Below are 15,766 nucleotides of genomic sequence, written 5' to 3'. Positions count from 1 at the left end.
GACCTCACGACAACCGACCGACCTGCCCCGACAGCGGACCGACCACCCGACAAGCGACCGACCGCATCGCCGACCCGCGGATCGGCGCCGCGGCGGAGGGGTCAGCCGTCCGCCTCGCCCCCGCCGTCGGGCCAGTCCGTGCGTTCGGGACGGGCCATGAGCATCGCGATGCTCACACCCAGCCCGCCCCACACGACCAGCAGCGAGAACACCATCAGCACGATCGCGCCCGCGTTCATGCCGCACCTCCCTTCGCCCCACGCGCCGGGAGGCCGTGGTCCTTGTCGTAGCGCGGCCACGGGTCATAGGCGTCCACCGGTGATCTCCAGGGCATGAGCGTGAGCAGCACGGCGAACACCACGAACGCGGCGATCGCGCCCCACCCGACGACGCCGAGATACCACGGTGCATACCCCTCGTACCCGTCGACGAGCAGTGTCACGATCCGCGACACGAGCATCCAGCCCAGCACCAACGGCGCCAGGATCCCGACGCAGAACGTCCACCAGCCCCCGACCTGCAACGTGGACACCGAGTTCAGGTGGAACCGCAGCTCCCCGCCCCGGCGCGCGCCCCAGATCACCAGCACGCTCATGAGGACGGCCGACGACACGATCCCGATGTTGTTGGCCCAGTTGTCCAGGGTGTCGAGGGCGATCAGGCCCGTCGTCGTCGAGAAGCCCAGCACCGAGATCACGGCCGCGAGCCCGCCGATGGCGAACGCCGCCTGCCGCCGCGAGATCGCCAGCTTCTCCTGGAACGCGGCCGAGACGACCTGCAGGATCGACACGAGCGAGGTGAACCCGGCCATCACCAGCGACCCGAAGAACAGCGCCCCGAACAGTGCGCCGGCCGGCATCTGGGAGATCAGGGCGGGGAAGGTCACGAACGACAGGATCGGTCCGGTGATCCCCTCGAGATCGCCGATCGCCATCCCCTGCTGCCCGGCCAGGAAGCCGAGGGCTGCGAACACGCCGATCCCGGCGAAGAGCTCGAAGCCGGAGTTCGCGAACGCGACCACCAGGCCTGGCGAGGTGAGGTTCCCGCGGCGCTTGCGGTAGGACGCGTACGTGATCATGATCCCGAACGCGATGGACAGCGAGAAGAAGATCTGGCCGTACGCCGCGATCCAGACGTCGGCGTCCCCGAGCGCGCCCCAGTTCGGCGTGAACAGGGCGTTCAGCCCGTCCGTGGCCCCCGGGAGGAACAGCGAGCGGACCACCAGCACGCCGAACGCGACCAGCAGCAGCGGCATGAACACGAAGTTCACCCGCTGCACGCCGCGCGCGACCCCGGCCGACAGCACGACGATCGCCACGACCCAGACGAGCGCGAGCGGGATGAGCACCGAAGGAACGAAGTCGAAGGTGAACCATGGGTCGGCGCCGCCGACGTCGGCCACCTGGAGGTAGTCGACCAGGAAGAACGTCGTGGTGTCGGCGCCCCAGCGCAGGTCGAAGGAGTACCAGAAGAAGCTCAGCGCCCACGCGATGACGGCGGTGTAGTAGACGGCGATCGCGAAACAGATCGCCACCTGGTACCAGCCGAGGGTCTCGAACCAGCGGCTGATCCGGCGGAACGCCTGCGGGGCCGAGCCGCGGAACCGGTGTCCGATCGCGTAGTCGAGGTACAGGATGGGTATGCCCGCGGTGATCAGGGCGATCAGGTACGGCACGAGGAACGCCCCGCCACCGTTCTCATAGGCCACGCCGGGAAAACGCCAGATGTTCCCCAGCCCGACCGCCGACCCGATCGCCGACAGGATGAAGCCGACCTGTCCGGTCCACTCCTCCCGTGGCCGTGTCGCGGGTGAAGTTTGTGCACTCATGATCCTGATCATCCCCCGGACGGAACCTTCGCGCACGGGTGTTCGCGGCGCGGCGCGGGCTCGGAGGCCGCGCCGACCGCGGGCTCGGAGGCCGCGCCGACCGCGGGCTCGGAGGCCGCGCCTACCCCCGCACCCTCTCGCCGCGGACGGGCAGCCGCAGCTCCGCGAGGCAGCCCGTTCCGGTGTTCCGGATCGATGCGGATCCCCCGTGGACATCGGCGACACCGCGCACGATCGCCAGCCCGAGCCCGGCACCGCCGCTCTCGTGCGGCGCCTCCGGCCCGGCGCCGTCCGGCCTGGCGCCCTCCCGCCCGGTCCCGTGCCTGGCCCTGTCCTGCCCGGTCCCGTCCTCGACCCTGTCCCGTCCGGCCCCGTGCCCGACGCCGACCGTGGCGTGCCTGGCCCCGGTGCCGCCGACGGTCGACCTCGTCGACCCCGTCCCGCCCGCGTCGACCCGCTCGACCACGGGACGTAGCGGGGTCGCCCGCTCGGGCGTCCTGGCCCGCGTCCCGCGCCACCCCGCCTCGAACATCCGGGGGAGATCCGCCTCGGGAATGCCACCGCACTCGTCCTGCACGGCGACGACGGCCACCTCCGAGATCCGGGCCGTGACCGTGACCGTGCCGCCCGGCGGGGTGTATCGGACGGCGTTGACCAGGAGGTTCCCTATCGCCCGGGCGACCTCGCGGGCGTCGACCGTGGCCACCGCGCCGCCGCCGTCGGCCTCCACCACGCGCACGTCCCGCGCGTCGGCGAGGGGACGGATGGCGGCGACGGCGTCGGAGACGAGGTCGCGCAGGTCCACGGGCTGTGTGTGGAGGACGAGCGCCGGCGACTGCAGCCGCGACAGCGCGAGCAGATCGTCCACCATGCCCGACATCCGCCGGTTCTCGGCCTGGATGCGACGCACGGTCTCGTCCCCGTCGCCGACCCCGTCCTCCAGCGCCTCGGCGAGCACGCGGACGGCGGCGAGCGGTGTGCGCAGGTCGTGGGACACCCAGGCGACCATCTCGCGGCGCCCGGCCTCGATCTCCCGGTCCCGCTCCCGCGCGGCCGTGACGGCCGCGGCCTCCGCGGCGATCCGCCAGATCCGCACCGCGAGCACCATCCCGACGCCGAGCGCGACCGGGATCGCCGCCGCGAGCAGGAGCAGCACGGTGGTGGAGTCCTTGTCCGACAGGAACATGGCGCGCACGCTCGCGTACACACCCGCCGCGACGGACACCACGACCACCAGCGGCGCGAGTACCGCCGCCACCGCGGCACGCCGTCGGGCCAGCGCGAAGACGACGAGGGCACCCACCGCGCCGACCGCGGCCGCCACCCCGGCCGACAGGGCGACGCCCTCCAGCATCACGTCGTCCACGAGGAATCCTCGGGTGAGGCGTCCGCCGCCGTGCTCGCTCCCGGAGCACCCGTTTCCGAGGTGTCGGCCGCGCCGTCCGGTGCCACCCCGGCCGCACGCGGCCGGGACGCGTCCGTCCTCGCGTCGCTCGCGCCGTCCCAGCGGTAGCCCACGCCGAACACCGTGACCAGGCGTTCCGGCCTGGACGGGTCCGCCTCGACCTTCTCGCGCAGCCGGCGGACGTGCACGGTCACGGTCGACTGGTCACCGAACTCCCAGCCCCAGACCTCGCGCATGAGGCCGGGCCGGTCGTGCACCTGGCCAGGGTTGCGCAGGAACCAGCGCAGCAGATCGAATTCCCGGGTCGTGAGCGAGAACTCCCGTCCACCCCGGGTCACCCGGTGCGCCCCGGCGTCGAGGACGAGGTCCCCGTCGCGCAGCACATCGCCGTCCGACGTCGAGGTTCCGTGCCCGGGCAACGTACCGCTGCCCTGCTCGGCACCCTCCGAGGAGTCCGGGCGCTCGCCGGCCCGGCCGCCGGCGCGCGCCGGCGTGTCCCGGTCCCCCTCGCGGGGGCGGCCCGGACGGGCCGCGCGGCGCAGGAGGGCCTGGACGCGCAGGGTGAGCTCGCGGGCGCTGAACGGTTTGGTCACGTAGTCGTCGGCGCCGATCTCCAGGCCGAGGACGCGATCCTCCTCCTCGCCGCGGGCGGTGAGCATGAGCACCGGCAGGTCGGGCCGTCGTCGTCGCAGGCGGCGGCAGACCTCGAGCCCGTCGATCCCCGGCAGCATGAGGTCGAGCACGACGGCGTCGGGCGGCGTGGCAACCGCCGACTCCAGGGCGGCGCGCCCGTCGGCGGCATGATCCGCGTCGATCCCGGCGCGCTCCAGGTAGGCGACCACCACCTCGGCGACGGTGCGGTCGTCGTCGACGACCAGGACTCGGGGCATCTCACCAGCATAGGGAGAGGCGGCGGCGGACGACGTCGATCGCCGGGCACCGTCACCGCACCGTAAGACGCCGGGACTGAGCCCGAGCGGTCGGCGACGGAAGCGCGCGGCGAGGTGGCGCGGCCGGACGGCTCGCCCGGCAGACCAGCTTTATGACGAAATTCGCAGAACTGTCTGGAACTTTTGCGGAACCCGTCGCGTGTTCTGTTCGTGACGGTCGTTGTCCCGCCCCCGGCGTATCTCGCCGTAGGCATCCCCAGGCACAACGCGTGCGAGTGCACGCGTTCCGTCACCGTTCCCGCACATCGGACCGATGTGCGCGTCGTCATGGACCTCGTCGAGGGCCTGACGGTGCACGGCGTGCCCCGGGACGGCATGCCAGAGGGAGTTGCCGCCGCGCAGGGGGCGGCGGCATCCTCCCGTGGTCCGGTGGGGACCGTGAGTGTCGAGTTCGTCGGTGCCGGGCCGGTCGATGCCGGCCCGGTCGGCGCCGGCCCGGCCGAACAGGACCGTGTGTATGACGAAAGCAATGTCGTCCAGTGTCCCGCCGACTATCGCAACTGGTCAGGGGATGCCGTAGCCTCGGGCCGCGTGGGTGCCCAGATACGCCACGCGGCAGCGCGTGGCAGCGCGCGACAACCGGATTCCGAACGCGCCACTGCCGAAGGTGCGCAGGTCACGGACAAGAATACGGAGTTCACGGAGTTCATGCGGTCTGCCCGTGATCCGCTCCATCGCATGGCCTTCCTCCTCTGCGGCGATCGGCATCGCGCGGAGGAACTCACGCAGCAGACCTTCGAGCGCTGCTACCGCCACTGGCACAAGGCCCGCCAGGGCGAGCCGCTGGCCTATGCGCGACGCATCCTCGCCAACCTGCGCATCGACACCTGGCGCCGTACGCGCCGTGAGGTGCTCGCAGGGCCCGAGGACCTGTTGAACGAGCCCGCCGCCGGGGGCGAGGCCGCGCGCGGCGGCTCCGGCGCGGCGTCGGCCACCCGCACGGTCGAGGACCGCGACGCCGTGGTCCGCGCGCTCCTCCAGCTACCGCTGAAGCAGCGCCGGGTGGTGGTGATGCGGCACCTGCTGGACCTGTCGGAGACCGAGGTGGCCGGTGAACTGGGCATGCCGCTCGGCACGGTGAAGTCGACGGCGTCGCGCGGACTCGCCCAGCTGCGCACGATCTTGGAAGCACGGGGAGGTGCCCGATGAGCGACCACATGTCCGACCAGGAGTTCGTCTCCCGCCTCCGCGACACCGCGTTCGACGCCGCCGGAAGCTCGACCCTCGACGTCGACTCCGTGCTCCGCTCCAGCCGCCGCAAGCACACCACGCGCCGCGCCGGCTACGCCGCGGCCGCCGGTCTGGTCCTGAGCACGGCGGGCTTCGGCGCTGCCGGCGCGCTTCCCGGCGTGCCCGGCCTGTGGAGCGACGGTCCGGTACACGTGTCGCCGTCGACGTCGGTGAGTTCCGACGGCGACACCGTCGACGCCGAGCCCGCCCCCACGCCCGAGTCGACCTCGCAGACGACCGGCCCGTCCGGAATCCCTGACGAGTCCGCGCAGATCACGAAGGTCGGTCCCGCCGTGTGGCAGGTCACGGAGCCGGTCACGGTCATGGTCGACGCCGACACCGCCGTCGTCGATCTCGGGATCAGCGCCTGGGGCGACAGTCTGCGCTTCTTCGCCCAGGTCGACCTCGGGACCGAGGACGGCGAGACCGTCTGGAAGGCGCTGCGCATCTTCGCCGGCACGGACCAGGACTTCAGCGCGATGGCCCGTGGCGGCACCGCGGGCACGCTGCTCTGGGACGGCGTCACGAACGACGCGATGGTCCAGCGGGCCGACGGCGGGGCCTCGCTGGTCTTCGGCCTCACGTCCGGCCTCACCTCCGGTGCGCAGCACCTCGTCCTGGACGAGCCGCTGGACGCGGCGGACCCGTCGACGACCTCGGTCCCGATCGCCCCGTTCGACGTGCTCGGCGACGGCGAGGTGTGGTTGCGCGTCGCCGAGGTCCGCTCGCCGGTCGAGCCGCGCGGGTTCGTCTTCGCCGACGGCGACCGGTGGGGCGCCTCATGGTGCCGGACGACGTCGCCCGAGTGCACCGTCACGTACGACCCGGCCGGGGGCGCCGTCGGGCAGCCTTCCAGCGCCGAGCTCACCCCGTTGGTCACGGAGCTCGGTCAGGTCATGACCGGCGACGCGACCAAGCCCGTCGTCGCGGCGATGGAGGTCTGCGTCTCGTCGCGCGGCGACGACGCGTGGACGGCCCCGTCCGGGCTGACCGAGGACACACTCGGCACCGTGCCCGACGGCGTCGACGCCGGACAGTGGCGACGGTGCCTCATCGACCTGACCGAGGCAGCCGTCGCCGTGCAGCGCGGGCTGATCGACCTTCCCGCCGGGGACGATGCTCCCGGGTCGGACGCGACGTCGCCCGGCCCCACCCCGAGCGACTCGGGGGATGACGGCTCGACGGGACCGATCGAGACCGTGACCGACGGCGTGGGCAAGCTCCTCGAGGGCGCGATCGACGGCGTGGGCGACATGGTCGGCGGCGACGACGGAGGCGTCTTCGGAGGCGACTCCGGAGGGTGACGCGACCAGGCCCGTGAGGGCGGCACAAGACTTCCCGCCGGAGTCTGGGTTCCTCCGGCGGGAACAAGCGAACGGCCCGGGGCAGAAATCTGGGGTTCTGCCTCGGGCCGTTCATCCTTCCCGTGCTTCTACTCGCCGTCCTCACAGGCCTGACCGTTGCGGTTCGGGTCGAGATCCCAGCGGTAGCTCGGGTCGGAGTCCGGAAGCGGTGCACGGTCTGCCGCACGCACGTCGTCACAGGTGAAGAAGAACTGGAAACCGCCGTTCCCGTTGCCGTTCCCGTTGTTCTCCTCCCGCTCGTCCTCGTCGTCCTGCTCCTGCTGTTGCTGCTCCTGCTGCTTTCGCTGCTCCTCCAGGTCGCGCTCGTTCTTGACGAGCTTCGCCTCACGCTCGCCGAGGTCCTGCTCACGCTGCGCGACCTCGTCACGCTGCTCCTTGAGCTGCGCGAGATCTTTGTCGAGCTGGTCACGCTCGGCGGCGACCTCGGCCTGGATCTGCTCGGCGTCGGTGATCGCCTGATTCGCGTCGGCCTGCAGACCGGCGGTGATGATCACGCCGATGATCACGCCGAGCGCCGCGCCGGCGATCCCGACGCCGATCAGGAGCGGAGAGCCGGGCGACCGGGCACCTCCACGGGCATTGCCGCCGGGCGGCCGGCCGGGGCCGGGCGTGCCGGGGCCGGCAGGCATCGGCGCGCCGGGACCGGGCGGCAACGACTGGGCGGGCTCCTGCGGGCGGGACCGGTTGCCGAGGTTCTTGATCGAGCCGAGCAGATTCTGACCCATCGTGGCCACGGAGTTCTTCGGTGCCTGCCCGTCGGGCGGCAGCATGCCGGCGCCGCCGGTGCCCGGAGCCCCGGGACCCATGGGGCCGCCGTAGCCCCCGTAGCCCGGACCACCCGCGCCAGGGTGCATCCCGGGGTGCGGGGGAGGCCCTGGAGGGGCCTGTCCCGGACGCTGTCCCGGCAGGACCTGCCCGGGCACGGCCTCGAGCGCCATCGTGCTGGTGTCCTCGCGCGGTGCCGGGCTGTCACCGGCGGGCGCCGGGCGGATCATCGTCTCGTCCGTTCCCGGCCGGCCCGGCCCAGGATCGCCGGCCGGCACGGCGACGGTCGGTTCGTCGAGTACCCGGGTGACGGCGGCGTCATCGGGCACCCGGCGGACGGTCAGCTCGTCGACAGGGGAGGCCGGTGAGGTCTCGTCGGCCGGCGCCCCCGTCATCGCGTGGTCCTGGCCGACAGAGTGCGACGGCGGCATGGTGTGCGCCGGCGGTCGGGCGTCCGACGGCGGCGCGGCGTCCGACGGCGCGCCGGATGGCGGCGCGGCAGGTGCGCCGGGCGGCGGCTCCGAAGCTGGTGGCGCCGGGGCCGGGCCCGGCTCCGTGATCCAGTACTCCCAGCCGGGCGGGGCCGGAGGCCAGGACGGGTCAGGCACCCAGCTGGCGTCGGGTCGGAAGCCCGGGGGCACTTGCCAACCCGGGGGCGGGTTGAAGCGCACGGCCATGGTCTCTCCTTCAACGTGGGGGCGGGGCCACTATGAAGCATCCGGCGTCGAAAACGCCAGGGGCGTGGCCACCCGACCGGACATTTTGCCCTACCGGAGCGGGAAGGCGTTACTCTGCCGAGTTCCCGTCGGCGCCCCCGGGCCGGTCCTCGGTCAGTCGGCGGTGAGCCGGAGGAACGCGCCGAGGTCGAGGAGATGGCGGAGGCCGTCCGCCTCGAGGTCACCCGGGACGTAGTCGGTCAGGCGCGGGGAGCGCACCACGACCGCCCGCCACTGGGCCCGGGACACCGCCACGTTCAGGCGGTTGCGCGACAGCAGGAATCCCATGCCGCGCGAGACGTCATGAGGCGACGACGCCGCGAGCGTCAGGATCACCACCGGTGCCTCGCGCCCCTGGAACAGGTCGACCGTCCCGACGGACACACGGTCCAGGCCGGCCTCGGCGAGAGCACGCCGGACGACATGCACCTGCGCGTTGTAGGCGGCCACCACCACGACGTCCTCCTGGCCCAGGGGCCGTGAGCCGCCGACGCGTTTCCGCCGTTCCCGGTCTGTCGTCTCCTCGACAGCCGTGCCCCTCGCAGCGGTGTCCTGGGGGATCGCGTCCTCGCCGGCCGTGTTGCGAGAAGCCGCGTTCTCGGGAGCCGCGTCCTCCCCGGCGATGCTCTGGGTACGCAGGAAGGACGGGTCGAACCACTCACGCCCCAGCACGGCTCGCACCTGCCGGACGACCTCGGCCGCCTCCTCGGGCGAGGAGAGCCGGTTGCCCCCGTGCGGCACGGGGACGTGGTGCACCCCTGGTTCCACGCCGACGAGCGAGCGCCTCGCGGCGACCGGGTGCGCGTCCAGCTTCCCGGAATAGGCGAGGTCTGACACCTTGCGGCACAGCGCCGGATGCATCCGCCACGACATGTCCAGGAAGTAGCCGAGCTCCGCGGGCAGCACGGGCTCCGTACCCGTGAGCCAGCCGAGCACGGACGAGTCCACGGGCTCGGGATGCCGGCCCTGTGTCACCTGGGGGAGCTGTTGCGGGTCACCCAGCAGGAGGACGCGCCGGGCCGACCGCGTGACCGCGACGGCGTCGGCCAGCGAGAACTGCCCGGCCTCGTCGATCACGAGCAGGTCGAGTCCCGCGGCGGGCCAGCGCCGGTGCGCGAAGTCCCATGCGGTGCCGCCCACCACGCAGCCGTCGGGCTGCCGGGCGGCGAAATCCGCGAGCGAGTCCGCGCTCAGCTCGTGCCAGGGCGGCGCGAGCGGATCGTCCGGAGCCTCGGCGCCTGTTGCGCGGGGCAGGCCGCGCCCGCGCGTCATGCCGGACTCCTGTTTCTTCTTGGCCACGACGGCGGCCGGAACGCCTGCCTTGTCCACGGCGGCGTGCAGCATGTTCTCGACGGCGGCGTGGGACTGCGACACCACGCCGATCCGCCATCCGTCGGCGACGAGCCGCGCCACGACGTGCGATCCGACATGTGTCTTGCCGGTCCCGGGCGGCCCCTGCACGGCGAGATAGGAGCTGTCGAGATCCCGCAGGGCCTGCTCCAGCGTCGTCACCATGTCGCCGTGGTCGCGAGACGCCGGTAGTCCGCCGCGGCTCACCAGCGAGGGGGGACGTCGTTCCAGGATGTCCGCGGCGGGTCCGGAGGGCAGCCCGTGCCCCTCACGCCACGACCGCAGGGCGTCCGCGGCCGCGTCCTCGATCGCCTGCTCCTGTGGTCCGTGCCCCGGCCCTGCTCCGGGCGCGAGGGCGACCGGCAACTGCTCGTGCTCACCGGCGTCCCGCCGCAGCCGCTCCCGGAGCACGACGACGTCGGCGTCTTCCCCGGCACCGGCACCGGCGTCGACACTGGCACCGCCATGGTCACCGCCACCTGGGGCACCGGTACCGGCACGGGCGTCGGCACCTGCACCTGCGCCGGCGCCGGCGTCGGCAGTGGCACCCGCGCCGCCGCCGTACGACTGCACGGCGACGATCTCACCCCCGGAGTGCGAGCCCCGGACGGCCCGATCCGGCAGGTTCCGCACGACGGCCGGTACCGGCCGGTCGTAGAGCACCTCCACCGCGGTCCCCGCCACCAGGTCGGAGTCACCGACCCGCGAGGCATCGAGCATGCGGCCCGTGAGCTCGACGTCCCGCGAGGGCGTCCTCCTCCCGGGCTCGACCTCCCAGGCCCGGAGGACCCGCCCCTGCTCGACGCGGAACGTGGAACCCTGCCCGGGCCACTCGTCGACAGGCAGCTCCAGCCGCCCGAAGTGCTCCTGCCAGAACGGCTTGTCCTCCCGCACGTAGTACTCGACGGCAGCACCGAGCAGCGCCAGCGCCTGCTCAGTACTGCTCCGCCCCTCAGCACTCTCTCCCACCACCTCGCGAATCTCCCGCGCCAGCGCGGCACGCCGTTCCCGGCTTTCCCGTCGAGCCGCCTGCCGAGAGCTCTCACCACCACCATCTCCCCCCGACCCCGCGACCCGATCTCCCCCCGAACTCAGAACCTCACCCACAGCCCCGCCCCCTACAGCCCGCGGCTCCTCCCCCAACCGAGGCCCAGGGTCAGGGAGACCTCGCGCGGACGTAAAAGCCCGAAGTGGAGGGCCCCCTGGGGCCCGTGAACGCGTCCGCGCGAGGTCTCCCTGACCCTGGGCCGCCTCGAAGACCTGCCCCGGAGAATCCGTCCCGAAGACCTGCGCCCGAGCCCACCCCAACCACTCCAGCAGCCGCAACGTCGACCGACAGTCGTACTCGTTGTACTCCAGGATCCGCCGCCGCAGCACAGCGGCGTCGTCCACCCGGCCCTCCACGAGTGCCTGCGCGTACTCCGCGTACTCGATCACCGACGAGGCGGCGTCCTTCACTCCTTCGCGCGCCGGATCGTCCTGCATGTACAGCGGCTCGAGCTTCTTGATCGACAGCGACCGGTCACTTGTCCGCACCGCCGACCGCACCACCGCGTAGAGGTCCACCAGCACGCCTTCACGCAGCAGGTCGTCGACCCCGTCCTCGTAGGTGCCGTGGCGTGCGGCGATGGACAGCAGGTGTGTCTTCTCGTACGGCGCGTAGTGGTACACGTGCATCCCGGGATGTGCGGCCCGGCGCGCGTTCACGTGGTCCACGAACTGCACGAGCGCGTCGCGCTCGGCGGTCAGGTCGTCCGCCCACAGTCCGGTGAACGGCGGCTTCCCGTCCGGCGACGACGGCCGCTCGACCCAGCCGAACAGGTAGTCGAGGCCCATCGCGGCACGCTCACCCGGTGTCCGCGTCTCTTCCCACAGGGGGTCGCCCTCGAAGTCGAAGAAGATGTCGCCCGGCGAGGGCTCTGGCAGGTTGTCGATCGGCTGCGGGTCCACGATCTTCCAGCGCAGCCGCGCGGCCGCCGCGGTGCCGTCCACGCGGACGATCCCCGGACCGGCGCTGTCCGGTGCGGCCGAGCCGGTCCCGTCCGCCGGGCCATCGTCCGACGCGCTCGGAGGACCGTTCGCCACGGACGGGCTCCCGTCCGTCGCGAGCGCGCCGTCGACCGACGTCACCGCGCCGGTGTCCAACGCGACCGAGCCGTGCCCCGCGTCCAGGCCGAGCTGCAGGCGGGCCTGCTCCCTCAGGGCCTCGAAACGCGCCGCCGCCATGCCGCCCGGGGCCGCCTCCGCGGTGGCCATAGCGTCGATGGTGGTCACTCCTCCCGCCGTCAGCCGGGCTCGCTGCCGCTCGTACACGCCCTTGACCAGAAGGACGTCCCGGTGCGCGGCGGCTGCCTCGGCACAGTCCTGACACACGCCGAGGCGCCCGCAGGCCAGCCACCGGTCGTCCCGCCAGGCCACCGGGGCGTCGTCGGAGACGTGCTCGGTCAGGACATGCAGCAGGCGCTCGCGGCGCTGCCGGAACACGGGCAGCACGTCGCCGAGGTCGTGGTGCGTCTCGGTGCCGTCCCCGAGGATCAGGTGGACGTGGTCGGTCGGGTCGATCCGGGCCGCGATCAGCTGGTCGGCGTACGCGGCGAGCTGGAGCAGGGCGCGCACCTTCGCGCGCCGCGCCAGCTTGGTGTCGTAGACGGCGTAGCGCGGACCGGATGCCTCGCCCCGGGCGAGGCTGCGTGCCCCTGCGCCGGCGGGACCGGGTGTCTCGGCCCGGGCGGGATCCGGGTCGCGCGGCCCGGACGTGCCCCGTGCGGCCGGGGCCGGACCGGCATCGCCACCGGGGCCGCGCACGAGGAAGTCGGCCCGGCCGTGGAAGCGGCCGTCGAAGAAGGACGCCTGGAAGACGACGTCCGCGCCGTGCTCCATCGCCGCGAGCGTGCGCTCGTGCGCGGCGGCGAGTTCGTCGTGCGACATGCGGCGCGCGATCGGGACGCTGAACACCCCACCCGCCGGCGCGCCGTCGTGCCCCTCCGGGAGCGTCGTCACGCCGAACCGTGCCTGGTAGGAGGCGAGCACCCGGCGTTCGTGGGCGTCGCCGAGGGCGGCCGTGCGCGCGAGCATCTCGTCCTCGTCGCGCGGGCGCCGCGGAGTCCGTCCGAGCAGTTCGTCGAGCCTTCTGAGCAGCCGGAACTCGCACTCGCCGGCCACGACCAGGTCACTGGCGGAGTGCACGAGAGTCTCGGGACGGCCGCGCTCCAAGAGGAACATGTCCCTGGTCTATCAGGAGACACCGACATCGACGGAGGAACTCCGAGTTCGACAGTGATCTCGGAACCCGTCGCCGCCTGGCTGCGTTGAACGAATGACCGCTCGACGAAAGGGATGAGATGGGCTTCCTCGACCGACTCCTCGGCCGTGAGCCGAAGGACCCCTACCAGCAGTACGGGCCGTACGGCTCGCAGGGAGGCCAGGCTCCGACCTCCGCGCCGCAGTACGGGGCGCAACCGGCGGCCTACCCGGGCCAGGGAGCGTCGCCTGCCCCGCAGGCAGGCGCCCGCACCCCTGACGACGTCGCCATCGACCGCTACAAGTACATGCTGCGCACCGCGCCGCCTGACGCCGTCGAGCAGGCGCACGCCGAGGCCTTCGAGAAGCTCACTCCCGAGCAGCGCCAGAAGGTCCTCGCCGAACTGAACTCGAACGTGCCCCCGCATGAGCGGGCGGCGTCCGACGACCCGCGGGAACTCGCCCGCACGGCGACCCGCGCCGAGATGCGCGAACCCGGAACGCTGCAGCGCAGCTTCGGCGGGCCTTCGTTCGGCTCGATGCTCGGCGCGAGCCTTCTCGGCACGATCGGTGGCATGGTCATCGGGTCCGCCGTCGCGAACATGCTGTTCGGTCCGACCTTCGGCGATCCGACCCAGGAGCACGAGGCCGACGCCGAGGCCGAGGGCGGCGACGTCCAGGAAGCCGGCGCGGAGGATGCGGGTGTGGCCGAGGAGGGCGCTGTCGGCGAGGACGTCGGCGCCGAGACCGGGGACGCAGGCGCCGTCGAGGCTTCCGGCATGGACGGCGGCGGCGTCGAGGCGGCCGGCGGCGACGGAGGCTTCTTCGGCGGCCTGTTCGGCGGCGGCGACGACGGCGGAGGCTTCGACTTCGGCGGCGGAGACTTCTGACGCGCCATCCGCAGGATCGGCCCTGACCGTGCGGGATCCCGCAGGACGGGCCCACCGTGTGGGACCCCGCATTGTGAGGTTCCACACGGTCGGTGGAGACCAGACCGGCGAAGCGACACGGACACGAAAGGGCCCGGCCCCCCCTGGGGGAGCCGGGCCCTTCGTGTCGGGCCGAGGCCCGGTTCAGATCACGCGGGGCGGATGTTCTCCGCCTGCAGGCCCTTGGGGCCCTGCTTCACATCGAACTCCACGCGCTGGTTCTCTTCCAGCGTGCGGTAGCCGTTGGTCTGGATGGCGCTGTAGTGGGCGAAGACGTCGCTACCGCCGTCCTCGGGGGCGATGAAGCCGAAGCCCTTCTCAGCGTTGAACCACTTGACGGTTCCGAATGCCATGCTTGCTCCTTGCAAGAGGTGACGACCCCGGCCTTCGGGATCGCGGTCAATCACGGTGTCGTCGTCATCTCTTGGAAGAACGATCGCACTGCAACGGTTCCAAGCCTACACACGGATTCCCCCCTCGGCTCGTGATATGTGCGCGGGCGCACAGTGAACATTCCTGAAGCGAACCGGTCACGTTGAGGTCACAGCACCGTAACGATCCGACCGGGAGAGTCGCTCGTCACACTGGCGTGACACAGCATGACTACGTTCAACGGCACGACGGGGCAAGGTGCCGCGTCATGCAGAACTACTCCCGTTTGAAGGGAATGAGCATGAATCGACGTTCCACGGCCGCACGCGGGCTTGCGCTCGCCGCGGTTCTCAGCCTCGGCCTCACGGCCTGCTCGACGACCTCGGGCGGTGGCTCCGATGAGCCCTTGAAGGTGGGCACCATCCTGCCCATCACCGGCACGCTCGCGTTCCTCGGCCCGCCCGAGGTCGCCGGCGTAGGCCTGGCGATCGACGACATCAACGAGGCCGGCGGCGTGCTGGGCAACGAGGTCGAGTTGATCCCCGGCGACTCGGGTGACACCACGGACTACTCGGTGTCGAACTCGACGGCCGCGGACCTCATCAGCCAGGATGTCTCGGTCGTGATCGGCGCGGCATCGTCGGCCGTGTCGGCGAACGTCGTCGACAGGTTCGCGGAGCAGGAGATCATGGAGATCTCTCCGGCGAACACCGCCACGACGCTGTCCGGTTACAGCGACTTCTACGCGCGCACCGCGCCGCCGGACACCGTGCAGGGTTCGGCCCTCGGCAGCCTGATCCTGGACAGCGGCCACCAGAGCGTGGGCTTCCTGGTCCAGAACGAGGACTACGGCACGGGCCTGCGCGACAACGTGCAGCAGACGCTCGAGGAGGGTGGCGCCGAGGTCGTCTACGGCGGCACCGGCGAGGGGCAGGAGTTCCAGCCCGGCGAGACCAACTTCGCCGCACAGGTGACCGACCTGCTCGCGCAGGAGCCCGACGCGATCAGCATCATCGCGTTCGAGGAGACCAAGGCGATCGTCGCCGAGCTGCTGGCCCAGGGCTGGGAGTTCGACGGCACCACCTACTTCTGCGACGGCAACACCGCCTCCTACGAGGGCGACTTCGACGAGGGCACGCTCGCCGGCGTGGTCGGCACCATCCCGGGTGCGCAGGCCGAGCCCGAGTTCCAGGCGCGGCTGTCGGACTACTACGAGGAGACCGAGGGCTCGCCGCTCGACGACTACTCGTACGGTCCCGAGTCCTACGACGCCACGATCCTGGCCGCGCTCGCGGCGGTCCGCGGCGAGGGCACCGACGGTGCCACCATCGCCGCGAACATCAAGGAGGTCTCCGGTTCGCTGGAGGGCAGTGTCGAGGTGACCTCCTTCGAGCAGGGTGTCGAGGAGCTCGAGAACGGCAACGAGATCCGCTACGTGGGCGTCTCCGGCATCGGCCCGCTGAACGAGGAGAACGACCCGTCGTCCGCGTTCATCGGTGTGTACGAGTACCAGGAGAACAACACGATCGAGTGGACCAACGCGGTCGAGGGCGAGATCGGATGATGCGAAGGAGTCGGTAGCTCACCGACTCGTCGGCGGCGAGTTCGCCGGGATCC

The 15,766-nt window shown here is 72.0% G+C and carries 11 protein-coding genes; 4 read left to right on the top strand and 7 right to left on the bottom strand.

Annotated elements, in window-relative coordinates; genetic code table 11:
* Positions 1-101: 101 nt before the first annotated feature.
* From ACYVK5_RS03160 to ACYVK5_RS03145, 4 genes are all read right to left on the bottom strand, one after another.
* Positions 102-239 carry a methionine/alanine import family NSS transporter small subunit gene (locus ACYVK5_RS03160; RefSeq protein ID WP_460701838.1) on the bottom strand — a complete coding sequence of 46 codons (138 nt, stop codon included), beginning with the start codon at positions 237-239 and terminating at the stop codon, positions 102-104.
* Positions 236-1,828 (bottom strand): sodium-dependent transporter, encoded by a 1,593-nt coding sequence (locus ACYVK5_RS03155; RefSeq protein WP_460701837.1) that lies wholly within the window; start codon positions 1,826-1,828, stop codon positions 236-238. Before ACYVK5_RS03155 ends, ACYVK5_RS03160 begins: the two co-directional genes overlap by 4 nt.
* Positions 1,829-1,949: 121 nt before the next feature.
* Complete coding sequence (locus tag ACYVK5_RS03150) at positions 1,950-3,194, bottom strand: sensor histidine kinase (RefSeq protein WP_460701836.1); 1,245 nt, start codon at positions 3,192-3,194, stop codon at positions 1,950-1,952.
* A complete protein-coding gene (locus ACYVK5_RS03145) occupies positions 3,182-4,123 on the bottom strand; it encodes a response regulator transcription factor (RefSeq protein WP_460701835.1) in 942 nt (313 codons plus the stop codon). Before ACYVK5_RS03145 ends, ACYVK5_RS03150 begins: the two co-directional genes overlap by 13 nt.
* Before the next feature lie 327 nt (positions 4,124-4,450).
* Here ACYVK5_RS03145 and ACYVK5_RS03140 point away from each other — a divergent pair, with 327 nt between their 5' ends.
* Together ACYVK5_RS03140 and ACYVK5_RS03135 are read left to right on the top strand one after the other, a co-directional pair.
* Positions 4,451-5,332, top strand: a complete 882-nt coding sequence (locus ACYVK5_RS03140) for a SigE family RNA polymerase sigma factor (RefSeq protein WP_460701834.1) — start codon at positions 4,451-4,453, stop codon at positions 5,330-5,332.
* Entirely contained in the window at positions 5,329-6,717 is a 1,389-nt protein-coding gene (locus ACYVK5_RS03135) for a hypothetical protein (RefSeq protein ID WP_460701833.1), read from the top strand. Before ACYVK5_RS03140 ends, ACYVK5_RS03135 begins: the two co-directional genes overlap by 4 nt.
* 128 nt (positions 6,718-6,845) lie before the next feature.
* Here ACYVK5_RS03135 and ACYVK5_RS03130 read toward each other — a convergent pair whose 3' ends face one another.
* Entirely contained in the window at positions 6,846-7,937 is a 1,092-nt protein-coding gene (locus tag ACYVK5_RS03130; RefSeq protein ID WP_460701832.1) for an excalibur calcium-binding domain-containing protein, read from the bottom strand.
* Between the two features lie 435 nt (positions 7,938-8,372).
* A complete protein-coding gene (locus ACYVK5_RS03125) occupies positions 8,373-12,830 on the bottom strand; it encodes an AAA domain-containing protein (RefSeq protein WP_460701831.1) in 4,458 nt (1,485 codons plus the stop codon).
* 119 nt (positions 12,831-12,949) lie between these two features.
* Between ACYVK5_RS03125 and ACYVK5_RS03120 the strand changes: the two genes are divergently transcribed.
* Complete coding sequence (locus tag ACYVK5_RS03120; RefSeq protein ID WP_460701830.1) at positions 12,950-13,738, top strand: hypothetical protein; 789 nt, start codon at positions 12,950-12,952, stop codon at positions 13,736-13,738.
* Between the two features lie 188 nt (positions 13,739-13,926).
* On the opposite strand, the gene ACYVK5_RS03115 is transcribed toward ACYVK5_RS03120, so the two are convergent.
* Positions 13,927-14,130: a cold-shock protein gene (locus tag ACYVK5_RS03115; RefSeq protein ID WP_460701829.1), complete on the bottom strand. Its 204-nt coding sequence runs from the start codon at positions 14,128-14,130 to the stop codon at positions 13,927-13,929.
* A gap of 320 nt (positions 14,131-14,450) precedes the next feature.
* Between ACYVK5_RS03115 and ACYVK5_RS03110 the strand changes: the two genes are divergently transcribed.
* Positions 14,451-15,713 carry an ABC transporter substrate-binding protein gene (locus ACYVK5_RS03110; protein WP_460701828.1) on the top strand — a complete coding sequence of 421 codons (1,263 nt, stop codon included), beginning with the start codon at positions 14,451-14,453 and terminating at the stop codon, positions 15,711-15,713.
* The last annotated feature ends 53 nt before the right edge of the window (positions 15,714-15,766 follow it).

The organism is Myceligenerans halotolerans, from assembly GCF_054782975.1.
This window is presented reverse-complemented; position numbering and strand designations above follow the sequence as displayed.